This is a genomic window from Kosakonia arachidis (assembly GCF_900116535.1).
Lineage (GTDB): Bacteria > Pseudomonadota > Gammaproteobacteria > Enterobacterales > Enterobacteriaceae > Kosakonia > Kosakonia arachidis.
This window is the reverse complement of the sequence record NZ_FPAU01000003.1, coordinates 629,757-654,600: the sequence shown is the minus strand read 5'-3', so window position 1 is coordinate 654,600 and position 24,844 is coordinate 629,757. Positions and strand designations below refer to the sequence as shown.

General features: G+C 55.1%; 21 protein-coding genes. 12 read left to right on the top strand and 9 right to left on the bottom strand.

The window, feature by feature from the left end; genetic code table 11:
* Positions 1-35 precede the first annotated feature (35 nt).
* The gene (gene hemL, locus BM427_RS14730; RefSeq protein WP_090122625.1) at positions 36-1,316 is read left to right on the top strand and encodes a glutamate-1-semialdehyde 2,1-aminomutase; all 1,281 of its coding nucleotides are present in this window, start codon (positions 36-38) and stop codon (positions 1,314-1,316) included.
* Positions 1,317-1,369: 53 nt separating this feature from the next.
* Here the strand turns inward: hemL and fhuB are convergent, their stop codons facing one another.
* The 5 genes from fhuB to hrpB all read right to left on the bottom strand — a co-directional run bounded on the left by fhuB (position 1,370) and on the right by hrpB (position 10,590).
* Complete coding sequence (gene fhuB, locus BM427_RS14725) at positions 1,370-3,352, bottom strand: Fe(3+)-hydroxamate ABC transporter permease FhuB (RefSeq protein WP_090122623.1); 1,983 nt, start codon at positions 3,350-3,352, stop codon at positions 1,370-1,372.
* Positions 3,349-4,239 carry a Fe(3+)-hydroxamate ABC transporter substrate-binding protein FhuD gene (gene fhuD, locus BM427_RS14720; RefSeq protein WP_090122621.1) on the bottom strand — a complete coding sequence of 297 codons (891 nt, stop codon included), beginning with the start codon at positions 4,237-4,239 and terminating at the stop codon, positions 3,349-3,351. Before fhuD ends, fhuB begins: the two co-directional genes overlap by 4 nt.
* Positions 4,239-5,036 (bottom strand): Fe3+-hydroxamate ABC transporter ATP-binding protein FhuC, encoded by a 798-nt coding sequence (gene fhuC / locus BM427_RS14715; RefSeq protein ID WP_090122619.1) that lies wholly within the window; start codon positions 5,034-5,036, stop codon positions 4,239-4,241. Before fhuC ends, fhuD begins: the two co-directional genes overlap by 1 nt.
* Positions 5,037-5,509: 473 nt before the next feature.
* Entirely contained in the window at positions 5,510-8,050 is a 2,541-nt protein-coding gene (gene mrcB / locus BM427_RS14710) for a bifunctional glycosyl transferase/transpeptidase (protein ID WP_090122617.1), read from the bottom strand.
* Positions 8,051-8,160: 110 nt separating this feature from the next.
* Positions 8,161-10,590, bottom strand: coding sequence for an ATP-dependent helicase HrpB (hrpB, locus tag BM427_RS14700; protein ID WP_090122616.1), 2,430 nt, complete (start codon positions 10,588-10,590; stop codon positions 8,161-8,163).
* A 73-nt stretch (positions 10,591-10,663) separates the two neighbouring features.
* Here hrpB and thpR point away from each other — a divergent pair, with 73 nt between their 5' ends.
* The 9 genes from thpR (at position 10,664) to panD (ending at position 17,735) form a co-directional block, all read left to right on the top strand.
* On the top strand, positions 10,664-11,197 hold the full coding sequence (gene thpR / locus BM427_RS14695) for an RNA 2',3'-cyclic phosphodiesterase (RefSeq protein WP_090122614.1): 534 nt from the start codon (positions 10,664-10,666) through the stop codon (positions 11,195-11,197).
* Positions 11,198-11,209: 12 nt separating this feature from the next.
* Positions 11,210-11,914, top strand: coding sequence for a DNA/RNA nuclease SfsA (gene sfsA, locus BM427_RS14690; RefSeq protein WP_090122612.1), 705 nt, complete (start codon positions 11,210-11,212; stop codon positions 11,912-11,914).
* A 174-nt stretch (positions 11,915-12,088) separates the two neighbouring features.
* Positions 12,089-12,544, top strand: coding sequence for an RNA polymerase-binding protein DksA (gene dksA / locus BM427_RS14685; protein ID WP_007373199.1), 456 nt, complete (start codon positions 12,089-12,091; stop codon positions 12,542-12,544).
* 92 nt (positions 12,545-12,636) lie between these two features.
* Entirely contained in the window at positions 12,637-13,503 is an 867-nt protein-coding gene (gene gluQRS / locus BM427_RS14680; protein ID WP_139234415.1) for a tRNA glutamyl-Q(34) synthetase GluQRS, read from the top strand.
* An 84-nt stretch (positions 13,504-13,587) separates the two neighbouring features.
* On the top strand, positions 13,588-14,985 hold the full coding sequence (gene pcnB / locus BM427_RS14675; RefSeq protein WP_208809155.1) for a polynucleotide adenylyltransferase PcnB: 1,398 nt from the start codon (positions 13,588-13,590) through the stop codon (positions 14,983-14,985).
* The gene (folK, locus tag BM427_RS14670) at positions 14,982-15,461 is read left to right on the top strand and encodes a 2-amino-4-hydroxy-6-hydroxymethyldihydropteridine diphosphokinase (RefSeq protein WP_090122608.1); all 480 of its coding nucleotides are present in this window, start codon (positions 14,982-14,984) and stop codon (positions 15,459-15,461) included. The genes pcnB and folK overlap by 4 nt, the downstream gene beginning before the upstream one ends.
* A 100-nt stretch (positions 15,462-15,561) precedes the next feature.
* Complete coding sequence (gene panB, locus BM427_RS14665; RefSeq protein ID WP_090122606.1) at positions 15,562-16,353, top strand: 3-methyl-2-oxobutanoate hydroxymethyltransferase; 792 nt, start codon at positions 15,562-15,564, stop codon at positions 16,351-16,353.
* 11 nt (positions 16,354-16,364) lie between these two features.
* A complete protein-coding gene (panC, locus tag BM427_RS14660; protein WP_090122604.1) occupies positions 16,365-17,228 on the top strand; it encodes a pantoate--beta-alanine ligase in 864 nt (287 codons plus the stop codon).
* A 126-nt stretch (positions 17,229-17,354) separates the two neighbouring features.
* Entirely contained in the window at positions 17,355-17,735 is a 381-nt protein-coding gene (gene panD / locus BM427_RS14655; RefSeq protein WP_020456583.1) for an aspartate 1-decarboxylase, read from the top strand.
* 5 nt (positions 17,736-17,740) lie between these two features.
* On the opposite strand, the gene BM427_RS14650 is transcribed toward panD, so the two are convergent.
* From BM427_RS14650 to BM427_RS14640, 3 genes are all read right to left on the bottom strand, one after another.
* Entirely contained in the window at positions 17,741-18,985 is a 1,245-nt protein-coding gene (locus BM427_RS14650) for a polysaccharide deacetylase family protein (protein ID WP_090122603.1), read from the bottom strand.
* A 130-nt stretch (positions 18,986-19,115) separates the two neighbouring features.
* Positions 19,116-19,886, bottom strand: coding sequence for an ABC transporter permease (locus BM427_RS14645; protein WP_090122602.1), 771 nt, complete (start codon positions 19,884-19,886; stop codon positions 19,116-19,118).
* Complete coding sequence (locus BM427_RS14640; protein WP_090122600.1) at positions 19,883-20,809, bottom strand: ABC transporter ATP-binding protein; 927 nt, start codon at positions 20,807-20,809, stop codon at positions 19,883-19,885. The genes BM427_RS14645 and BM427_RS14640 overlap by 4 nt, the downstream gene beginning before the upstream one ends.
* A gap of 102 nt (positions 20,810-20,911) precedes the next feature.
* Between BM427_RS14640 and can the strand changes: the two genes are divergently transcribed.
* Positions 20,912-21,574 (top strand): carbonate dehydratase, encoded by a 663-nt coding sequence (gene can / locus BM427_RS14635; protein ID WP_090122598.1) that lies wholly within the window; start codon positions 20,912-20,914, stop codon positions 21,572-21,574.
* A 28-nt stretch (positions 21,575-21,602) separates the two neighbouring features.
* Here can and hpt read toward each other — a convergent pair whose 3' ends face one another.
* On the bottom strand, positions 21,603-22,139 hold the full coding sequence (gene hpt, locus BM427_RS14630; RefSeq protein WP_167518534.1) for a hypoxanthine phosphoribosyltransferase: 537 nt from the start codon (positions 22,137-22,139) through the stop codon (positions 21,603-21,605).
* 203 nt (positions 22,140-22,342) lie between these two features.
* Here hpt and BM427_RS14625 point away from each other — a divergent pair, with 203 nt between their 5' ends.
* The gene (locus BM427_RS14625; RefSeq protein WP_090122595.1) at positions 22,343-24,733 is read left to right on the top strand and encodes a glucose/quinate/shikimate family membrane-bound PQQ-dependent dehydrogenase; all 2,391 of its coding nucleotides are present in this window, start codon (positions 22,343-22,345) and stop codon (positions 24,731-24,733) included.
* Positions 24,734-24,844: the final 111 nt, after the last annotated feature.

The window sequence follows — 24,844 nt, the reverse complement described above, 5'->3', positions numbered from 1 at the left end:
CCGGCATTGAATTTTCCACGAACCAGGAATGAAAGATGAGTAAGTCTGAAGAACTCTTTAATGCAGCGCGCGAACTGATCCCCGGCGGTGTCAATTCACCGGTACGCGCCTTTACCGGTGTCGGTGGCACGCCGCTGTTTATCGAGCATGCTGACGGTGCTTATTTGTATGACGCCGACGGTAAAGCCTATATCGATTACGTCGGTTCCTGGGGACCTATGGTGCTTGGGCACAACCACCCGGCCATTCGCAACGCCGTTATTGAGGCGGCCAGCCGCGGTCTGAGCTTTGGCGCACCAACGGAGATGGAAGTCAAAATGGCCGCGCTGGTGACCGAACTGGTACCCACCATGGATATGGTTCGCATGGTGAACTCCGGTACGGAAGCCACCATGAGCGCTATCCGCCTTGCGCGCGGCTTTACCAGCCGCGACAAAATCATCAAATTCGAAGGTTGCTACCACGGCCATGCCGACTGTCTGCTGGTGAAAGCCGGTTCCGGCGCATTGACCTTAGGCCAGCCGAACTCGCCGGGCGTTCCGGCCGATTTTGCCAAACATACGCTGACTTGTACCTATAACGATCTCGATTCCGTCCGTGCGGCTTTCGAACAGTATCCGCAGGATATCGCCTGTATCATTGTTGAGCCGGTTGCCGGCAACATGAACTGCGTACCTCCACACCAGGAATTCCTGCCGGGCCTGCGCGCGCTGTGCGACGAATTCGGCGCACTGTTGATCATTGACGAAGTGATGACGGGTTTCCGTGTTGCGCTGGCGGGCGCACAGGCTTATTACGGCGTGGAGCCGGATCTAACCTGTCTGGGTAAAATTATCGGCGGCGGTATGCCTGTAGGCGCGTTTGGTGGACGCCGCGAGGTGATGGACGTACTGGCACCGACCGGCCCGGTCTACCAGGCAGGAACACTCTCTGGCAACCCGATTGCGATGGCAGCGGGCTATGCCTGCTTGACTGAAGTGGCGCAACCGGGCGTTCACTCCACGCTAACCGAGCTGACCACTCATCTTGCAGAGGGCCTGTTGGAGGCTGCGCAACAGGCTGGCATTCCACTGGTCGTTAACCACGTAGGCGGCATGTTCGGCCTGTTCTTTACCGATGCGCCGGCCGTTACCTGCTATCAGGATGTGGTGAAATGCGACGTTGAACGCTTTAAGCGTTTCTTCCATTTAATGCTGGAAGAAGGTGTATATCTTGCGCCCTCAGCGTTTGAGGCGGGTTTTATGTCCGTGGCGCACAGTGAAGAGGATATCGATAACACTATTGATGCCGCACGTCGCGTTTTCGCGAAGCTGTAATGGTTTTTGCCGGATAAATTACACTCCTCTCCCCGGTGGGGAGAGGAGAAAGATTAGCGACTCTGTTTTCTCAGTAAATAGATAAAGTACGGCGCGCCGATAAACGTCGACAGCAACCCCGCCGGGATCTGGAACGGAAACATCAGCATCCGCCCGCACCAGTCAGCAAACACCAGTAATATTCCCCCGACCAGCGCCGAAATGACAATATGCGGGATCGTACGACGAAACCCCATCATCCGCGCGATATGTGGCGCCATCAGACCCACAAAGCTCAACGGACCGATGGTCATCGTCGCAGTAGCCGTCAATGCAGCAGCCAGCAACAACAGCGCGATACGCGAAGATGTCAGAGCCATGCCAACCGCGCGCGCCGTATCGCTGCCGAGCGGTAAAATCATCAACCAGCGACGGCAAAGCGGTGTCAACGCCAGCAGGATCACCATCATCCCACCGCTACGCAGCACCTGCTCACCCGAGGCGTTATAAGTACTGCCGGAAACCCACGTCAGGATCGCCGCCATACGCGGATCTCCGCTGGCCTGCAACATCATCAGCAGCATGGTGAAGGCAGTACTGAGCGCCATCCCCGCCAGCAGCATGCGTTGCGGTGAGAATCCTCCATGCCCGGCGGCGATCATAATGATCAGCAGTGTCAGCGCCGCGCCAAGGCTCCCGGCAGGCATTAACCAGCCAAACGCGTTGCCGTGCACCAAGAACAGCATCAGCACCACGCCAAAAGCGGCACCAGAACTGATCCCCAATACTTCCGGGCTGGCCATCGGGTTACCGGTCAGGCGTTGAATAATGCAACCAGCGACAGCCAGCATTACCCCGGCAGTCAGTGCGGCAATAATGCGCGGCCAGCGCCACGGCAGCAACTCCTGCAACAGCGTACCGCTGGCCCAGTGCCAGCCCTGAGCATCACGCCCAAAAGCCAGCGCGGCCCATATCGCCAGCAACAGCACAACCAGCCCACTCAGCACAAACCACTGCACCTGCTGACGTTCAGTCGCGACATTGTCCCCGCCATCCATGGCGGACGTATTCATACTCCGCAGACGCGGCAACAGCCACAGCAGCAGTGGTGCGCCAATCAGTGCGGTGATCGAACCGGTGGAGACTTCCATCCACACCCGCGTCAACCACCAGATGATCTGATCGGAGAGCCAGAGGATCAGCGCACCAATCAGCGGCGCTAATAGCAGACGCGACAGTAGACGACGTGCGCCCAGCATTTTTGCCAGCAGCGGCGCAAACAGGCCGATAAAGCCGATGATCCCCACCGCATTCACCAACAACGCGCTCAGAACAATCGCCAACGTCAGCGCGGCCAGGCGCGCCATCGACAGCGCAAGCCCCAGATTGCGCGCAACACCATCATCCAACCCCATCAGCGTGAGCGGGCGAAGCAACAATAACGTCAGTACGGCACAGCCGACAAGCTGTGGCCACAGACTTTGTGCCACGCTCCAGTCGGTTTGGGTCAGCGTTCCGGTGCTCCACAAAAACATGCTTTGCAATCGATCGTGGTGAAACAGCACCAACAACTGGTTGATTGCTCCGCAATAGAGACTGACCACCAGACCCGCGAGGATCAGCGTCACTGGCGACAAGCGTTTTCCCCATGCCACGCCAAATACCAGAGCGCCCACGACACCAGAGCCGATCAACGCAGCAAACTGCGAGGCCAGCACGCCCGGAATTGTCCACAGCGTCGTAATTGTGATGCCCAACTGCGCGCCCGTCGCCACGCCCAGTGTAGTCGGTTCGGCCAGTGGGTTACGCAATACCTGCTGGAACAACACGCCAACCAGCCCAAGTCCCGCGCCAACCAGCAGCGAGACGGCCAGACGCGGCAACAGGCTGTAATGGAACAGCATCTGATCGATCAGATTAATATCGGGTGCACGAAACGCCTGCCCCCACTGCGCGCGCGGCAGCGCAACGTTTAAATTGCTCCAGGTCAGCCAGATGGCGGCGGCGAACAGCAATGCCAACAAGAAGCCCGGGAAACGTGCAATACGCTGACTCATGTCCGGCCTCCCAGCGCGTTATCCAACACCCGGGTAAAGTGCATCGCCGACAGTGTCGCACCATAGAACCAGACCGCCGGAACGCGCTGGAATCGGCCAGCCCGGACAAACGGCATCGCCTGCCACAGCGGCGTCACCATCAGTTTGCGCATATCCAGTTCATTACTGTGATCGAAACAGAGCACATCCGCATCTTTGTACGCCGCCAGCCTGTCGATACCGACCGTCACGCTCCCCCAGAAGGTGGTTTCCCCCTGCCAGGCATTGCGCACACCCAGTTGATCGAGCACCGCCTGGAACAGGCAGTTCTCGGCAAACACCAGCACATGGCGCGGATCGAGCAGGGTAATCATCAATAACGGACGATCGCCGCGTCGGGCGAAATGCGGTTTTATCCCTTCAATTAGCGCATCAAACTGATCAAGATGTTTTTTTGCTGCGGACTCGAGATTCAGCATTTGCGCCATTTCGTTCAACGAACGTCGGGCCAGCGCCAGCGGTCGTTGACCGTCGCTGAAGGTAAAGCCGCGCCCTGGAGCAATCTTCGCCAGTTTGGCCTCATCCGGGCCGTAACCCGCCGACCAGACCAGCAGCGAGGGTTTCATCTGCGTGAGTAATTCGAGGTTCGGTTCAGTACGCAGCCCAACGTCAATCACCGAAGGGGGCAGCGACGGTTTGTTAACCCAGATGTTGTAATTATTCACATCGGCAATGCCATAAGGCGTGATACCCAGCGCCAGCAGCAACTCCACCGGTAGCCATTCCAGCGCAACAATACGGTGCGGATCAACGGTTGTCGCGCAAGCGCTGCGCAGGTGCCACAGCAACGGAGAGAGCGCCATCGCCGTCAGTAAGCGACGACGGCTAATAGAAGGTAGATCGGCCATCAGTAGACAAAACTCACTGGCGCGGCACCCGCCGGATGCGGCAAGATCCCCATCGGAATACCGTAAATATGTTCAAGAGTATCAGCACGCATCAGCGCGTCTGGTGTGCCTTTGGCGATCATTTCACCGCCGCGCAGCGCCACCAGATAGTCACAATAACGCGCCGCCATATTGATATCATGCAGCACAGCAATCACTGTCAGCCCGCGCTGCTGGCTTAAGCGGTGCACCAGCGCCAGCACATCAACCTGATGCGCTATATCCAGCGCCGAGGTCGGTTCATCCAGCAACAGGCAGCGGCTGTCCTGCGCCACCAGCATCGCAATCCACGCCCGCTGACGCTCGCCGCCGGAGAGGCTATCCACCAGCCGGTGCGCCAGTGGCTTGAGCCCGACCAGCGCGATTGCTTCTTCCACTTTTTCTCTGTCGGCCACACCAAAACGCCCCAGCGCACCGTGCCATGGGTAACGGCCAATCGCCACCAGCTCACGCACCGTCATCCCTTCCGCCTGCGGCAACTGCTGCGGCAGATAAGCCACTTTGCGTGCAAACGCCTTGCTGTTCCAACTCTCCAGCGGCTGCCCGTCGAGCAGAATGTCGCCTGCACAAGGCGCCTGATGACGACCGAGCATTTTCAGCAGCGTGGATTTGCCCGAGCCATTATGACCAATCAGGCCAGTGACTTTGCCCACCGGGAATGTCAGGGATAGAGGATGCAGCAGCGTACGTCCTGGCACGCTAAAAGCAACATCAGTCAGTTGAAAGGTAGTATCGGGAAGCGCTCTGTTTTCCTGCATGATAGCCAACTTATAGAAGGGCACGGCGAAGCGAGCCCGAAGAGAGAGTAGAAGCGGTAGCCACCACCTGATGTTCCGCGCCCCGGAAGCAACCGAACCGTTTGGATCGGCCATAAGGTTGTAGCAGCCTTGTATAAACAGACATACCGCTAACCGCTACCGCTGTGGCTGCTACGACTGTAATTTTTCCCAGCATGGTGTTGACTGACTGAGCAGTTTTTGGACGCGACATTGGTTTATCTCGAAATCAATGATTTAACGATAACGTAAACGATAATTATTATTATGAACAAAACATAATATGTGAAGCGTTGCACGCATAGCAAGCAGTAAGCCGCCCGAGGGCGCATGAGGGATTAAGAAATAAGCAGATAAAAAAACGGGGAGTTAAAAGGTGTTTAAGCGTTCGTTATATGAACGTTTGCAATAGCGGAAAAGAAAAAACTCCGGCCTTGCGACCGGAGTTTACAGGGTTAATTACTGCCAAACATCTCTTTGATCCAACCTGCGACACCATCGCTTTTCTGCTCTTGCTGCGGCTGTTGCTGAGGTTGCTGTTGTTGCGGCTGCTGCTGCTGCTGCTGCTGCGTTGACTGATCAAACGGGTTACCGGTTTGCGGCTGCGCCTGATTCTGCTGGCACAGCGTATCCGGGCTGGTTGTCCAGACCGGCATTGAACGCGAACCGCCGCCGCCGCAGACAAAGTTGCCCATGTCATCGACACCCATTGTGGTGATGTCTTCCGGCGGCGTCAGATCCAGCGGGATCGGAGACTCGTTTTCCAGATAACGCTGATAAATCGCCATCGCACCGCTTGCACCATAAAGCTTCGTCGGCTGGTTATTATCGCGGCCAACCCAGGTAATGGTCACTTCGCGTCCGTCGATACCGGCAAACCAGGTATCAACGTTATTGTTAGTGGTACCCGTTTTCCCTGCCAGATGCAGACCCGGGTATTTCGCGCCCAATTGACGTCCCGTACCGCGCAGAACCACCTGTTGCATGGCCCACAACGTCATGTACGCTGCCTGCGCCGGAACTGCACGTTCTGCCTGCGGGAAGCTCTGATACAGCACCGTACCGTCTTCCGCAATCACTGAGCGCAGTGCGGAAAGCGGTGCCCGATTACCCCCGCTGGCGATAGTCTGGAACGCCTGCGCCACTTCAATCGGCGTCAGGTTCAGCGCACCGAGCAGCATCGACGGCATACCGGTGAGCTGATCTTTCGGCGCACCGAGTTTCAGCCAGGTATCCGTTATCGCTGGCAGACCAACCGCCATCCCGAGGTTTACCGTCGGCACGTTCATCGAACGTGTCAGCGCATCCACCAACATAACCTGACCGCTGAAACGGTGATCATCGTTCTGCGGCGCCCAGACCTGACCATTCGATAACCGCAAAGAGATCGGCGCATCGGCAATCCAGGTATTGAGACGGTACACATTCGGCTGGCTCAGCGCCGTCAGATAGGTCGCCGGTTTCGCCAGCGAACCAATAGAGCGACGCGCCTGCATGGCACGGTTATAGCCAGCGAACTGTGGCGTCGCGCCGCCAACCATAGCCCGAACTTCACCAGTGTAACGGTCTACTACCACCATTGCCGTTTCAAGATCGCTCAGTTTGCGCTGCTTGATCAGCGCCGGAATACCTTCCACGGCAGCTTTTTCTGCCGCGTCCTGCGCGACAGAATCAAAGGTAGTGAAAATCTTCACGCCGGAGAGATCTTTCACTTTATCGCCAAGTTTCTCCTGTAACTCCTGACGCACCATCTGCATAAAGGCCGGCTGCGGTGAAATCACCCCGCCGCGAGGTTGTACGCCCAGCGGACGAGCGCTAAGCATGTCATACAGTTCCTGATCGATGACGTTTTGCTCTTGCAGCAGACGCAACACCAGGTTACGGCGCTCCAGTGCCAGTTTCGGGTTACGCCACGGGTTATAAACCGACGCCCCTTTCACCATCCCCACCAGCAACGCCTGCTGATCGAGGCTCAGCTCTTCCACCGGACGACCAAAATAGTAGAGGCTTGCCAGCGGGAAACCGCGGATCTCGTTGTCGCCACTTTGACCGAGGTAAACCTCATTCATATACAGTTCAAGAATACGATCCTTGCTGTAGCGGGCATCCATAATCAGTGCCATATAAGCTTCGTTGGCTTTACGCCAGTACGACCGTTCGCTGCTGAGGAACAGGTTCTTCACCAACTGCTGCGTCAGCGTACTTGCCCCTTGCACCGTGCGTCCGGCGGTCAGGTTGGCCAGCACCGCACGGCCAATGGAATAGAAGCTGATACCATCATGTTCATAGAAATGACGGTCTTCGGTCGCCAACAGCGTATCAACCAGCAGATCCGGGAAACCGTTACGCGGCACGAACAGACGCTGCTCGCCGTTCGGCGAAGAGAGCATCGTAATAAGGCGCGGGTCGAGACGGAAGAAACCGAACTGGCGATTGCTGTCCATATTCTCGATGGTTTCCAGACGATCGCCGTCAAAGGTCAGACGCGCGCGCACCTGCCCCTCTTTGCTGTCCGGGAAATCAAACGGGCGGCGGATCATCTCAATACTTTTCGCCTGCACGGTAAACTCGCCGGGACGCGTCATCTTCGTCACCTGGCGGTACTGCGTGGCTTCCAGCAGTTTTACCATTTCGTTCTTGCTGATCGCCATATCCGGCTCAAGGTTGACCATGCGGCCATAAACCGCAGCCGGCAACTGCCAGACTTTGCCGTCGATACGGGCGCGGATTTTTTGATCCAGATAAACACCATAAATAGCGCATAGCACGGCTAAAACGATGAAAATTTTCAACAGCAGCCAGAACCAACCGCGTTTGCCTCGTGGCTTCCCGCCTTTGCCTTTACCTTTTTTCGGCATAGGTTCTTCATCCTCATCATCATCATCGTCGTAATCGTCGTGCTCCTCTTCCCGGAGTCGGCGACGACTGATTTTTTCTTTCGCCGGACGCACAGGTTTCCCCTTACGTCCAATTGGCTCGCGGTCATTCCCCGCCATGCTTTACTCTCCGCAACATTCAGGCGCAAGGGCCTGATTCTCAGTTCTTTTGCCAGTGGGCAGAAGAAGAAATCTCTCAATTTTTAGCGCACCACGCTGCTCCGCCGGGTTTACGAATACTTCTTCGTACGCCGTGTCGGCGCGGTATTCGCCGGATCGTCCGGCCAGACATGTTTCGGATAGCGCCCTTTCATCTCTTTTTGCACTTCACGATAAGCGCCGTTCCAGAATGCGCTTAAATCCCGCGTAATTTGCAACGGCCGCTGCGCTGGGGAAAGTAGCTCCAGCACCAGCGCGACACGCCCTTGAGCAATCGTCGGCGTGGCCGCTTCGCCAAACATCTCCTGCATGCGCACCGCCAGCGCAGGTGGGTTATCTTCATGATAACGGATGGCAATCCGGCTTCCCGTCGGCACAGTGTAATGCCCCGGCAGTTCACTATCCAGACGTTGACGTAATGACCACGCCAGGGTGTTTTGTAATGCCTGCGTAACATCCAGCGCTTTTAAATCGCGCAGCGAACGGATACCGCCCATTTGTGGCAGTAACCACTGCTCCAGATTCTCCAGTAAAGAGGCCTCATCCACGGCGGGCCAGTCCTCTTCCGGTAGCCATTTCGCCGCACAGTGTAAACGTAAACGGTACTGCACTGCCTCCGGCGTCCAGTTCAAAACCTGCAAACCCTTATCTCGGATACCGTTAAGCATCGCCTGATGCAGCTCATCTTCTGAGGGTTTAGCTAACGGCTGCACTTTCATCGTTAACTGGCCAATCCGGCTCCGGCGAAAGGCTTTTAACGTGCCTTGCGCCTCGTCCCATTCGACGGTATCCGATTGCTGCAAAAGTTGCGGGCAGCGGGCGATAAGCGCCTCAATATCAAGCGGTAGGGCAAGTAAAATGCGCGCATCCGGTGACTGGCTTCCCTGCAATAACAACGGTGTGAGCAGCCACTCATGACGATTTAGCGCATCATCGGCATCCAACGTCGCCCCCATACCGTTCGCCAGTTGATAACGCCCTTCCTGCCCGCGCCTGCGCGCAATACGATCGGCAAACGCCCCGGCAAGCAGCGGCGCCACCGCGCTAATATCCACCTCTCCCCCGCTACTTTTCAGCCTACGAGCGAGCTGGCGCGCACGCTGCTGCCAGTTTGACTGCGCGCGCGAAAAGGCCGCGCTTAAATCACTGTTTCCACCACGAGGCGGTTCTTCAAGGACGGCGGCCAGCATTGCCGCCGTCGCGATCTCGTCATCCCCTTCAGCTGCCGCCAGCATTGCGGCCAGGCGCGGATCGTTACCCAGCGCAGCCATTCGCTGACCAAACGCCGTTAAACGTCCCTCTTCCAGCGCCCGCAGTTGCATGAGCAGCGTGCGCGCCGCCGCCAGATTAGTCGCCGGAGGCAGATCGAGCCAACAAAGTTGCGCAGGATCCTGGCATCCCCAGAGTAATAATTCCATCAACAGACCGGATAAATCGCTGTGCAAAATTTCCGGGCTGCTTTGTGCCGCTGCACGTTCAGCCTGCTCTTTACTTAATAAATGTACGCAAATCCCCGCTTCCAGACGCCCGGCGCGACCGGCGCGCTGCGTCATAGACGCCACGCTAATACGCTGTGTCACCAGCCGGGTTAAGCCACTGCGGGGATCAAAGCGCGCCACACGCTCCTGCGCGCTGTCCACCACCAGGCGAATACCTTCGATGGTCAGACTGGTTTCGGCAATATTGGTGGCGAGCACCACTTTGCGCTGCCCGGCGGGCGCAGGCAGAATTGCCTTGCGTTGCTCGCTGAGTGGCAATGCTCCATAGAGCGGGCAGAGCAGCACATCAGTGCCGACGCGGGTAGCCAGTTGCTCGTGCACGCGCTGGATCTCGCCCACGCCCGGTAAAAACAGTAATAAAGAACCGCGTTCCTCACGCAGCAATCCGCTAACGACCTGCGCCACGGCTTCATCAAAGCGCTGATTCACTGCCAGCGCCTGATAGCGTTGCTCGACCGGGTATGCCCGCCCAGCAGAAACGATGGCAGGCGCCTGTGGCAAAAGGATTTGCAGACGTTCATTATCCAGCGTAGCGGACATCACCAACAATTTAAGATCGTCGCGCAGCCCCTGCTGGAGATCCAGTAGCAGCGCCAGCGCCAGATCCGCCTGCAAGCTGCGTTCATGGAATTCATCGAGGATCACCAGCCCAATTCCGGTCAGCTCCGGATCCTGCTGGATCAAGCGCGTTAACATTCCTTCAGTGACCACTTCGAGGCGTGTATTCGGCCCGACGCAGGTTTCTGCACGCATGCGGTAACCTACGGTATCGCCGGGTTTCTCATTCAGCAGTTCCGCCAGCCGCTGCGCCACATTGCGCGCCGCCAGGCGACGCGGCTCAAGCAGCAAAATCCGCCCATTGATCTCCCCCTGTTGCAGCAGTTGTAACGGCAGCCAGGTGGATTTCCCGGCACCGGTCGGCGCGCTCAACAATACCTGAGAAGAGGAATGTAATGCAGCAAGGATATCGGGCAGAACAGCAGCAACCGGCAGTGAGGACACAAAAGCTCCAGAGGATTCACATAAGAAGGCCAGCTAGTATACCATCGCCATAATCCATTACCGAGAACACGCCATGGCCGAATCAAAAAGGCTGTTTTTCGCCATCGAACTGCCTGCTGATATCCAGACGCAGGTCATTCACTGGCGCGCGCAGCACTTTCCACCCGAAGCCGGACGTCCGGTAGCAGCAGCAAACCTTCATCTGACGCTGGCATTCCTCGGCGACATCAGCGCCGAAAAACAGCGAGCGCTGGAAGGGCTGGCCGGGCGCATTCGCCAGCAGGGTTTTACGCTTCATCTGGATGACGCTGGTCAGTGGCTGCGCTCCAGTGTGATTTGGCTCGGCTCGCGCCAGCCGCCACGCGGGTTGCTGCAACTCGCCGCGATGTTGCGCGCGCAGGCTTCGCGCAGCGGGTGTTATCAAAGCCCCCAACCATTTCATCCGCATATTACGCTGCTACGTGATGCCAATCGCGCAGTAACGATCCCGCCGCCGGGGTTTCGCTGGTCTTTCCCGGTCAGCGCGTTTGCCCTGTATGAATCGCAGTTTATCCAGGGACGCACGCGTTACACGCCGCTGAACCGCTGGACGCTTAAAACAGAATAATAAGGATTTCCTATGGAATTTATGCCGCCGCTTAAATCCGCCACACTGATCCAGCGCTATAAACGTTTCCTGGCAGACGTGATTACCCCGGAAGGGGACACCCTGACATTGCATTGTCCTAATACCGGAGCGATGACGGGCTGCGCGACGCCAGGCGATACGGTGTGGTATTCCACGTCGACAAATCTGAAGCGCAAATATGCACACACCTGGGAATTAACGCAAACCCGGCAGGGAGCATTTATTTGCGTTAACACTCAGCAGGCAAATGCATTAACAAAAGAAGCCATTCTCGCCGATCGTCTGGCGGAACTGACGGGATATAGCTCGCTGAAAAGCGAAGTAAAATATGGTGCGGAACGTAGCAGAATTGACTTTTTGTTACAGGCAGAGGATCGCCGTAACTGCTATATTGAAGTGAAATCGGTCACGCTCGCCGAGCAGCAGTCAGGCTACTTTCCGGATGCCGTTACCCTGCGAGGACAAAAGCATCTGCGGGAGTTAATGAGCGTCGCGGCCAGCGGCGATCGCGCGGTAATTCTGTTTGCCGTCCTGCACTCTGCCGTTGAACATTTTTCTCCAGCACGCCATATTGACGAGGAATACGCACGATTATTGAGTGACGCACAACGTCAGGGGGTAGAAGTCATCGCTTATAAAGCGGAACTTTCTGCCAATAATATCACTCTTAGGTTGCCGCTACCTTTTACGGTATAAAGGGCAAACAGTTGACGGGTCAGTGATTTGTTCGCGTGCGCAAATACGCTTTTCCTCACAGCCTTGTCAAGTGTTACGTTTAGATATTTGCCATCTGTAAAAGCATCTGTTATTTATAGCGGCCTGATTTTTCCCCCACACGGGGATCGATAGTGCGTGTTAAGGAGAAGCAACATGCAAGAAGGGCAAAACCGTAAAACATCGTCCCTGAGTATTCTCGCCATCGCTGGGGTGGAGCCGTATCAAGAGAAACCGGGCGAAGAGTATATGAACGAAGCCCAGCTGGCGCACTTCAAGCGAATTCTTGAAGCATGGCGTAATCAACTCAGGGATGAAGTCGATCGCACTGTTACACATATGCAGGACGAAGCTGCTAACTTCCCGGATCCGGTTGACCGTGCCGCTCAGGAAGAAGAATTCAGCCTCGAACTGCGTAACCGCGATCGCGAGCGCAAGCTGATTAAAAAGATCGAGAAGACGTTGAAAAAAGTAGAAGACGAAGATTTCGGCTTCTGTGAATCCTGCGGTGTGGAAATTGGTATCCGCCGTCTGGAAGCGCGTCCGACCGCCGATCTGTGCATCGACTGTAAAACGCTGGCGGAAATCCGCGAAAAACAGATGGCGGGTTAATCCCCCCGCTATCACTGATGACGCATCACTTAGGCGTGGTGCGTCTTATACGGCGGGAGTGATTCCCGCCTTATATTCTTTTGCCTGTCGATATGCCTGAATCACACTATATTGGGCGCTTTGCGCCATCTCCTTCCGGTGAACTGCACTTTGGTTCATTGATTGCTGCGCTTGGCAGCTACCTACAGGCCCGCGCTAATCGCGGCGTCTGGCTCGTCCGTATCGAAGATATTGATCCCCCTCGTGAGGTTCCCGGCGCAGCAGCGACAATTTTGCGCCAGCTGGAACACTATGGTCTGCACTGGGACGGTGAAGTGTTGTGGCAATCACAACGACATGATGCCTACCGTGAAGTACTGGCCACTTTGCAACGTGACGGTTTCAGTTACTTCTGTACCTGCACCCGCGCGCGTATCCAGAGTATCGGCGGCATCTACGACGGCTATTGCCGCACCCGCCACAACGGCCCGGAAAATGCTGCGTTACGTCTGCTGCAACATCAGCCAGTGCTGCATTTTGACGATCAGCTACGCGGCTGCATTGTGGCCGATGAAAAACTGGCGCGGGAAGATTTCATTATTCATCGTCGTGATGGGTTATTCGCTTACAACCTGGCCGTTGTCGTTGACGATCATTTTCAGGGCGTAACGGAGATTGTTCGCGGCGCGGATCTGATTGAACCGACAGTACGGCAAATCTCGCTCTATCAGCAGCTTGGCTGGCCTGTACCGGGGTATATTCATCTACCGCTGGCGCTTAATGAGCAAGGGAATAAGCTCTCCAAGCAAAACCATGCACCTGCCTTGCCTGGCGGCGATCCCCGCCCCATGATAATCAGGGCTTTACAATTTCTGAACCAGGATGTAACAAATGAGTGGCAGGATCTCAGCAGCGAAGCGTTGCTGAACCGGGCGGTCGAAAATTGGTCACTTTCCCGCGTGCCAGAGAGGCAGATGTGAATACATCATTCTCAAATGCGTCGCTCTGAGCTATGATTAGCCGCTATTTTTTTGTCCTGACGTTTGACACTACCGAGGTGTACTATTTTTACCCGAGTCGCTAATTTTTGCCGCAAGGTGCTAAGCCGCGAAGAGAGCATCGCCATTGAGGCGCTGGCTCAGCCGCAGATGACGGTTATTCCGCGTGAGCAGCACGCTATTTCCCGCAAAGATATCAGTGAAAATGCGCTCAAAGTGCTCTATCGTCTGAATAAAGCGGGCTACGACGCTTACCTGGTAGGCGGCGGCGTGCGCGATTTATTGCTGGGCAAAAAACCAAAAGATTTTGACGTCACCACCAGCGCAACGCCGGATCAGGTACGCAAACTGTTCCGCAACTGCCGGCTGGTCGGTCGCCGTTTCCGCCTTGCACATGTCATGTTCGGCCCGGAAATTATTGAAGTCGCCACCTTTCGCGGCCACCATGACGAACAGCAAACCGATCGTTCTATTTCCCAGCGCGGCCAAAACGGCATGCTGCTGCGCGACAACATCTTCGGTTCCATCGAAGAAGATGCCCAGCGTCGCGATTTCACCATCAATAGCCTTTATTACAGCGTTGCCGATTTTACCGTGCGTGATTACGTGGGTGGCATGCGCGATCTGCAAGAGGGCGTGATTCGCCTGATTGGCAACCCGGAAACCCGCTACCGTGAAGACCCTGTGCGCATGCTGCGCGCGGTGCGCTTCGCCGCCAAGTTGGGAATGCGCATCAGCGAAGAGACGGCCGAGCCGATCCCGCGTCTTGCCACATTAATTAATGATGTTCCACCCGCGCGTCTGTTTGAGGAATCCCTCAAGCTATTGCAGGCGGGCTATGGTTATGACACCTGTCGCTTGCTGCGCGAATATGGCCTGTTCCAACCCCTGTTCCCGACCATCACCCGCTATTTCACCGAAAAAGGTGACAGTCCGATGGAGCGCATTATTGAGCAGGTGCTGAAGAATACCGACAACCGTATCCACAATGATATGCGCGTCAACCCGGCGTTCCTGTTTGCCGCTATGTTCTGGTATCCGCTGCTGGAGGATGCACAGCGCATTACACAGGAAGGCGGGCTTGCCTATTACGATGCATTCGCGCTGGCGATGAATGATGTGCTGGATGAAGCCTGTCGTTCGCTGGCCATTCCAAAACGCATTACGGCGCTTATTCGTGATATCTGGCAGCTACAGCTGCGCATGTCCCGTCGTCAGGGCAAACGCGCCTGGAAACTGATGGAGCATCCGAAATTCCGCGCCGCTTACGATCTGCTGGCGCTGCGCGCCGAAGCAGAAAACAACAGCGAGCTGCAACGTCTGGTGAAATGGTGGGGCGAATTCCAGGTTTCTGCGCCGCCTGCACAAAAAGATATGCTGGATGATTTAGGCGAAGAGCCAACCGAACGCCGCCGTCACCGTCGTCCGCGCAAACGTACACCGCGCCGTGAGGGCAGTGCGTGACGCTCGCTTACATCGCGCTGGGCAGCAATCTCGCATCGCCGCTTGATCAGGTTAACGCGGCGATTGCCGCCCTCGGCGAAATCCCGCAAAGCCACATTGTGGCAGTCTCTTCGCTCTATCGCACGCCCCCACTCGGGCCGCCGGATCAGCCGGATTATCTCAACGCGGCTGTGGCGCTGGAAACAACGCTTGCGCCGGAAGCGTTGCTCGATAACACCCAACGGATTGAATTGCAGCAAGGCCGCGTACGTAAAGCGGAGCGCTGGGGGCCACGCACACTCGATCTCGATGTCATGCTGTTTGGTGCCTTAACACTGAATACGCAGCGCCTGACAGTTCCGCATTACGATATGAAAAACCGGGGTTTTATGCTGTGGCCGTTGTTTGAAATCGCACCCGATCTGCACTTCCCGGATGGCACTTCGTTGCGCGCCACGCTGGAACAGCTCAACGCACCAAAACCCGACGTCTGGTAATTCCCTCCTGCCGTCTCTTTGTGATGGCCTAAAATCATTGCCCACCTGAATGTTACTGATAGAATGCGCCAAAACACGCTTTGAACTATCAGGAAACACTATGAAACCTACCACCATCTCCTGGCTGCATAAGTGTAAACAGGATAAGAAACGCTTCGCGACAATCACCGCTTACGACTACAGCTTTGCCAAACTGTTTGCCGAAGAAGGGATCAACGTGATGCTGGTTGGCGACTCGTTAGGGATGACGGTACAAGGTCATGACTCCACCCTGCCCGTCACCGTGGCAGATATCGCTTATCACACACAAGCGGTGCGCCGCGGTGCTCCGGCATGCCTGCTGCTCGCCGATCTACCATTTATGGCGTATGCCACACCGGAACAGGCTTTTGAGAATTCCGCCATTGTGATGCGCGCAGGTGCCAATATGGTGAAAATCGAAGGCGGTCGCTGGCTGGCACCGACGGTAAAAATGCTCACCGAACGCGCGGTGCCAGTGTGCGGCCATCTCGGCCTGACGCCGCAATCCGTCAATATTTTCGGCGGCTACAAAGTTCAGGGGCGCGGCGACGCGGCTCAGGGGTTGCTTGACGATGCGCTGGCGCTGGAAGCCGCCGGAGCGCAACTGCTGGTGCTGGAGTGCGTGCCGGTTGAGCTGGCGCAGCGCATTACCGCCGCATTAACCATTCCGGTGATTGGAATTGGCGCAGGCAAGGTTACCGACGGACAAATTCTGGTTATGCATGACGCTTTTGGCATCACTGGCGGTCATATTCCTAAATTTGCTAAAAATTTCCTCAATGAGGCAGGCGACATGCGCGCAGCGGTCAGGCAGTATGTTGCCGAAGTTGAGTCCGGTGTCTATCCGGGCGAAGAACACAGTTTCCATTAAGGAGTCCTGTTGTGTTAATTATTGAAACCCTCCCGCTGCTGCGTCAGCATATTCGCCGCCTGCATCAGGAAGGGAAACGCATTGCGCTTGTCCCGACCATGGGTAACCTGCACGATGGCCATATGAAGCTGGTCGATGAAGCGAAAACCCGCGCCGACGTGGTAGTCGTGAGCATTTTTGTTAACCCGATGCAATTCGACCGTCCGGACGACCTGGTGCGCTACCCGCGTACCTTGCAAGATGATTGCGAGAAGCTGAACAAGCGCAAGGTGGATTTTGTCTTTGCGCCTGCGCCTGCCGATATCTATCCGCAGGGCACCGAAGGTCAAACCTATGTTGACGTACCGGGACTCTCCACCATGCTGGAGGGTGCCAGCCGTCCGGGGCATTTCCGCGGCGTTTCCACCATCGTCAGCAAGTTGTTTAATCTGGTACAGCCGGATATCGCCTGCTTCGGCGAGAAGGATTACCAGCAGTTGCAGTTGATCCGCAAAATGGTTGCCGATATGGGCTATGACATTGAGATCGTCGGCGTACCGACGGTACGTGCGAAAGATGGTCTGGCACTGAGTTCACGCAATGGTTACCTCACCGCTGACGAGCGTAAAATCGCTCCGGCATTGAGCAAAGTGATGAATGACATTGCGGAGAAATTGCAGGCAAGCGCAAGCGACGAAGAAGAACTGATCGCCATTGCAGCCCAGGAAATCAACGATGCAGGTCTGCGCGCTGACGATATTCAAATCCGCGATGCCGACACGCTGGAAGCACTCTCGGCCAAAAGCCAACGAGCGGTGATTTTAATGGCAGCATGGCTCGGCCAGGCGCGCCTTATCGACAATAAAGTGGTTGAACTTGCCCACCAGGCAGGGTAAAAATTTCGCCAGGACTCCACTCTCGTTACGGCTTTTTACGGTCTGCGGGAGAAAATAAGCATGCGGGGAAATGCAGTATGCGGCCCCTCATTTTTAGCTGACTTATCCGTAATGAAGGTTTAACTCATGATTCGCACAATGCTGCAAGGCAAGCTCCATCGCGTCAAAGTGACACAGGCCGACCTGCACTATGAGGGTTCCTGCGCCATTGACCAGGATTTCCTTGAGGCGGCTGGTATTCTCGAATATGAAGCCATCGATATCTATAACGTAACCAACGGCAAACGCTTCTCAACCTACGCGATTGCCGGGGAACGCGGTTCCAGAATTATTTCGGTTAACGGCGCAGCGGCGCACTGCGCTGACGTGGGCGATATCCTGATTATTGCCAGCTACGTTACCGTACCTGATGAAGTTGCCCGTAGCTGGCAGCCGAAAGTGGCCTATTTTGACGGCGACAACGAAATGAAACGCACGGCGAAAGCCGTACCGGTTCAGGTTGCCTGATTCCCCTACCCTTGCGGCTGGTTACTGATCAGCCGCGCCATCGTTTCCAGCGAATCCGTTCTTAGTACGTATAAACGCTTCAGCAAGAATGGATTATCGCCCGGTTTCACTTTCCCGCGCACGGTCGTTACCGCCATATGAAAACCCGCGTCATTAGCCGCTTTTATCGCGGTGTCGTTATAACCACCAAACGGATATGAAAGATAGAGTACGTGCGGGTTGAACTGTGCCAGCGCCCGGCGGGAACGTTTAAAATCAAACAGAATGTTGTGGTAACTACGGCTGAGCAATATCGGGTGCATTGCACCATCCACCCGGTGCAGGAAGTGCGTATGCGACTGCACGTCAAACACGTCGCGCATGCTGTTCAGTTCCGACACGCTCATAAACTGTAACGACTTTGGATCCCATTTCTGCGGCTTACGTTTAATGCGCGATGAGATAATAAATGCCGTCGCTTTAAAACCGTATTCGCGTAGGATCGGGTAAGCATAACGGTTAACCGATTTCAGGCCGTCATCAAAGGTTATTACCACTGAACGCGCAGGCAGGTTCATCCGGTTACGCACATAGCCTTCCAGCTGATACATCGACAGTGTGGTATATCTTTGATCTCGCAGCCAGTTCATCTGGTTAGTAAAAGCGCGCACCGACGTGGTAGTAGAGGTATGGCGAAAACGGGTATTTTCCTCGTCGCGCAGAATGTGATGGTAGGTTAGCACAGGAATACCGCTGTCTTCCTGTGCATCCAGGCTACTTACCCAGGCCAGTCGATTGCAGATGCGGATCTGGAACCACGTCTGATTCAGGCGATCTTTCAGTTTATCGATAATGGGATAACGCAGATTTTCCGCCAATGTACCAAACTGTTCGCTGCGGTTATCCGGCGCCGTATATAGCGGCGTATCCTGCCATGTGACCAGATTCTGGTTACTCAGCGGCTTATCCAGATCGCCAAGGCTGTCCTCAACGCGCTGATTGCCCTCCACCGCGCTCAGATGGCCTTTATCGATAAAACCGCTGCCAAAGCCAAAGCGAAAGGCATAGTAATCCTCTGCGCCCGGCACTACTGCCAGAATTTGCCCGGCGCGAATATTCCCGACCGTTACCACTCTGTCACCGACCTGCGCCCAGATATCGGCATCTTCGGTGGTTTGCATATAGCGCGCAGGAATGCGCTGTTCACTGACAATACTGGCAGAAGTGCTACAGGTAACCAGCAACAGCAGAAGGGTAATCAAACGCGACATGAGACGAACCGAGTTGAGAGACTGCCATTAGTGTAACAAAACTACACATATTCAAAGGCCGGAGTAAGTACAAAAAATAGCCCATTCAGACAAGCTGGCTCTCTTGTACAGGAGAGCCAGCCCGAAGAGATTAACTGCGCAGCCCGCGGCCGCGATCGATCAAGTACCAGCAAATCAAATAGAAGGCGATGATAAACACCACCAGCACGGCAACAGTGGTCAACAGCGGAACGTCGGTAATGCCAAGGAAACCAAAACGGAAGCCGCTAATCATATAGACTATCGGGTTCAGGTGCGACAGCGCCTGCCAGAACGGCGGCAGTAGCGTCAGGGAGTAAAACACCCCGCCCAGATAGGTCAACGGTGTCAGCACAAAGGTCGGGATCAGGCTGATATCGTCAAAGGTTTTGGCAAACACCGCGTTCAGCAGACCCGCCAGCGAAAACAGCACGGCGGTCAGCAACAGCGTTAAACCGACAAACAGCCATGAATGCACCTGAAACGGCACAAAAAACAGCGAAACGGCAGTAACCAGAATACCGACACCCAGCCCGCGCGCCACGCCGCCGCCAACATAGCCTGCAATAATCACATGCGTCGGAACCGGCGCGACCAGCAGTTCTTCAATATTGCGCTGAAACTTGGCGCTGAAAAACGACGATGCGACGTTGGCGTAAGCATTGGTGATCACTGCCATCATGATCAGCCCCGGCACGATAAACTGCATGTAGGTGAAACCATGCATTTCACCAATCCGCGAACCGATCAGATTGCCGAAAATAATAAAATAGAGCGTCATGGTGATCACTGGCGGCACCAGCGTTTGCACCCAAATCCGCATGAAACGCTGGATCTCTTTGTACCAGATACTCTTCAGCGCCACCCAATAGAGCTGCATCATGCGCTTTCTCCTTTTCTGTCATGAACCAGCGTGACAAACAGCTCTTCGAGACGGTTGGCTTTGTTACGCATACTTAACACCTGTATCCCTTGCGCGCTGAGCTGGCTGAAAACGCTGTTTACCCCCTGCTCGCGCAACACTTCAACTTCCAGCGTGGAGGTATCCACCAGACGGTACTGATACCCCTCCAGCTTCGGCAACGGGCTCTTCGGCGCCAAATCGAGAATAAAAGTTTCCGATTTCAGTTTGGAAAGTAGTGCTTTCATCGAGGTGTTTTCGATCAAATCGCCGCGCTGAATAATACCGATATTGCGGCACAGCATCTCCGCCTCTTCCAGATAGTGGGTGGTGAGGATAATGGTGGTGCCTTTATCGTTCAGATCTTTCAAAAAGCCCCACATAGAACGACGCAGTTCAATATCCACGCCTGCCGTCGGCTCATCAAGGATCAGCAGTTTCGGTTCATGCATCAGTGCGCGAGCGATCATCAGGCGACGCTTCATACCGCCGGAGAGCATCCGTGCACGTTCATTGCGTTTTTCCCACAAATCAAGCTGGTTCAGGTATTTTTCGCTGCGCACCATCGCTTCTTTGCGATCCACACCGTAGTAGCCCGCCTGGTTGACCACAATCTGCTGGACGGTTTCAAACGGGTTAAAGTTAAACTCCTGCGGAACCAGCCCCAGTTGGCGTTTGGCGTTGACCACATCTTTTTCCAGGTCATAGCCAAAGACGCTGACGCGCCCGGACGTTTTATTGACCAGCGAACTGATGATGCCGATTGTGGTGGATTTCCCTGCGCCATTCGGTCCAAGAAGCGCATAGAAATCACCAGCTTCTACTTTCAGGTCAATCCCGCGCAGCGCCTGAACGCCGCCCGGATAGGTTTTTTTAAGCTGCTCAAGCTCCAGTGCAATGGTCATGAAATATCGCTTACCTTTTTTACACTTGATGTGTGGTTTTAAAAGAGGAAGAGTTCACCTATATTAGCGCAACGCATTTACCGTTACAGGTCATCTCCTTCCATGAAAGACATAGATACACTCATCAGCAATAACGCACTATGGTCAAAAATGCTGGTGGAAGAAGATCCCGGTTTTTTTGCCACGCTGGCACAAGCACAAAAACCGCGTTTCCTGTGGATTGGATGCTCCGATTCCCGCGTACCGGCCGAGCGCCTTACCGGGCTGGAACCAGGCGAACTGTTTGTTCACCGTAATGTCGCAAACCTGGTGATTCATACCGATCTGAACTGCCTCTCCGTTGTGCAGTACGCGGTGGACGTACTGGAAGTCGAACACATCATCATCTGCGGACACTATGGCTGTGGCGGCGTGCAGGCGGCAGTTGAAAACCCTGAACTTGGGCTTATCGACAACTGGTTGCTGCACATTCGCGATATCTGGTTTAAACATAGCTCGCTACTCGGCGAGATACCGGCAGAGCACCGCTTCGATACCCTATGCGAACTGAACGTCATGGAACAGGTTTACAACCTGGGCCATTCAACGATCATGCGATCCGCCTGGAAACGCGGTCAGAAAGTGACAATTCACGGCTGGGCCTACGGCATTCACGACGGACTGCTGCGCGATCTGGAAGTGAGCGCAACCAACCGAGAATTGCTGGAGCAGCGTTATCGCCAGGGTGTCTCCAACCTCAGCAAGAAGAACAACAACCACAAATAACCATTCGGGACCAGCGGCCCCGATTTTTTTATTCGTCCAGCAGAACCACTTTGCCGACATACGGCAGATGACGGTAGCGCTGGGCGTAGTCAATCCCGTAGCCCACCACAAACTCGTCCGGAATAGCAAAACCGACAAACTCCACCGACACATCCACTTCGCGGCGGGAAGGTTTATCCAGCAGCGTACAGATCGCCAGCGATTTCGGTTCGCGCAGGCTAAGAATTTCACGTACCTTCGACAGCGTATTGCCGGAATCAATAATATCTTCGACGATCAACACATCTTTACCGCGAATATCTTCATCAAGATCCTTCAGGATTTTCACGTCACGCGTGGTGGACATACCGCTGCCGTAGCTGGAGGCGGTCATAAAATCGACTTCGTGAGAAACCTGCACTTCACGGCACAAATCCGCCATAAACATAAATGATCCGCGCAGCAGGCCCACCAGCACCATTTCGCTGCCGCTATCTTTGTAACGCTCAGTGATTTGACGACCCAGTTCAGCGATACGCGCTTTGATCTCCGCTTCCGGGATCATCACTTCCACAGTGTGTTTCATTTTACTAACCACTTGATTTAAATAGTAAATTACTCAAACGCAGTAATTTCCCGAAGAATTGAGAATTAAGACGCAAAGTATACCAGCAAATTGATTTCCATTGGCTATCGAACAAGAAAGCTAATTTTGTGATATCGATCGCATTTGTTAATGACTATAATTAATTGCTATCAAAAAATTAACAACCTGGATGAGTGTCTTTTATGGCAGAAACAAAAAATCAACAGTCACGGCTTCTGATTACGCTGACAACACTGTTTGCAGCGCTTTGCGGACTATATCTGCTAATCGGTGGGGCCTGGCTGGTCGCTATTGGTGGCTCCTGGTACTACCCGATCGCCGGTCTGGTGATGTTGGGTGTCGGCTGGCTACTGTGGAAAGGTAAACGCGCAGCGCTGTGGCTGTATGCCGCACTGCTGCTTGCCACCCTGATCTGGGGCGTGTGGGAAGTCGGTTTCGATTTCTGGGCGCTGACGCCGCGAAGCGATATCCTCGTCTTCTTTGGCATCTGGCTGATTCTTCCCTTCGTCTGGCGGCGCCTGGTTATTCCTTCCGGCGGTGCCGTCGCAGCGCTGGTGGTTGCCCTGCTGATTAGCGGTGGGATCCTCACCTGGGCGGGCTTTAATGATCCGCAAGAAGTGAATGGCACCCTGAGCGCCGATTCAACGCCTGCCGCACCTATTTCGCAGGTAGCGGATGGCGATTGGCCTGCCTATGGCCGTAACCAGGAAGGCCAGCGTTACTCACCACTGAAGCAGATCAACGCCGAAAACGTGAAGAACCTGAAGGAAGCCTGGGTGTTCCGCACCGGCGACCTGAAGTTGCCAACCGATCCGGGCGAACTGACCAATGAAGTGACGCCAATTAAAGTCGGCGACACGCTGTATCTGTGTACTGCGCACCAGCGTCTGTTTGCCGTTGATGCCGCAACCGGTAAAGAGAAGTGGCATTTCGATCCGCAACTGAATGCCAATCAATCATTCCAGCATGTCACTTGCCGTGGTGTTTCTTACCATGAAGCGCGCGCCGATAATGCGAGCCCGGATGTGGTCGCCGATTGTCCGCGCCGGATTATCCTGCCTGTGAATGATGGTCGTCTATTTGCCATCAACGCTGACAACGGTAAGCCGTGTGAAACCTTTGCCAACAAAGGTATCCTGAATCTGCAAACCAACATGCCAGACACCACGCCTGGCCTGTATGAGCCGACCTCGCCGCCGATCATCACGGATAAGATTATCGTGATTGCCGGCTCGGTAACCGATAACTACTCTACCCGTGAGACCTCCGGGGTGATCCGTGGTTTCGATGTCAACACCGGCAAACTGCTGTGGGCTTTCGATCCGGGCGCGAAAGATCCGAATGCGATTCCGGCAGACGAACATACCTTCACCTTTAACTCGCCGAATTCATGGGCTCCCGCAGCCTACGACGCAAAACTGGATTTAGTCTATCTGCCGATGGGTGTTACCACGCCGGATATCTGGGGTGGTAACCGCACGCCAGAGGAGGAGCGCTATGCCAGTGCAATCGTGGCGCTGAATGCCACCACCGGCAAACTGGTGTGGAGCTACCAGACGGTTCACCACGATTTGTGGGATATGGATATGCCGTCGCAGCCGACGCTGGCGGATATTACCATTAACGGCAAAACCATTCCGGTCATCTACGCGCCAGCGAAAACCGGTAACATCTTTGTGCTGGATCGTACCAACGGCAAATTGGTTGTTCCGGCACCGGAAAAACCGGTTCCGCAAGGCGCAGCGAAAGGTGATTATGTTAGCAAAACGCAGCCTTTCTCTGACTTGAGCTTCCGTCCAAAGAAAAATCTGAGTGGCGCGGACATGTGGGGTGCCACCATGTTCGACCAGTTGGTGTGCCGCGTGATGTTCCACCAACTTCGCTATGAAGGTATCTTCACTCCGCCGTCGGAGCAGGGCACGCTGGTCTTCCCGGGTAACCTGGGCATGTTCGAATGGGGCGGCATCTCTGTCGATCCAGACCGTCAGGTAGCCATTGCTAACCCGATGGCGCTGCCGTTTGTGTCGAAGCTGATCCCTCGCGGCCCCGGCAACCCGATGGAACCGCCTAAAGATGCAAAAGGAACCGGTACGGAATCGGGTATTCAACCGCAGTATGGCGTTCCGTTTGGCGTGACGCTGAACCCGTTCCTGTCACCATTTGGTTTGCCGTGTAAACAACCAGCGTGGGGCTACATTTCTGCACTGGATCTGAAAACCAACCAGGTTGTATGGAAAAAACGTATTGGTACGCCGCAGGACAGCATGCCGTTCCCGATGCCAGTTCCTGTACCGTTCAATATGGGTATGCCAATGCTGGGCGGCCCAATCTCCACGGCCGGTAACGTGCTGTTTATCGCCGCAACCGCAGATAACTACCTGCGCGCATACAATATGAGCAACGGTGAGAAACTGTGGCAAGGCCGGTTACCGGCTGGTGGTCAGGCAACACCGATGACCTATGAAGTGAATGGCAAGCAATATGTTGTCATTTCCGCAGGCGGCCACGGCTCGTTTGGCACGAAGATGGGCGACTATATCGTGGCCTATGCACTGCCGGATGACGCAAAATAAGTCAAAATGCCGGATGAGATTATGCATCCGGCATGCTAATTGTAAAAAGCCCGGTAAGCCATATACGCTTCCGGGCTTTTTGCCTGATGGCGCTGCCGTTTATCCGGCCTA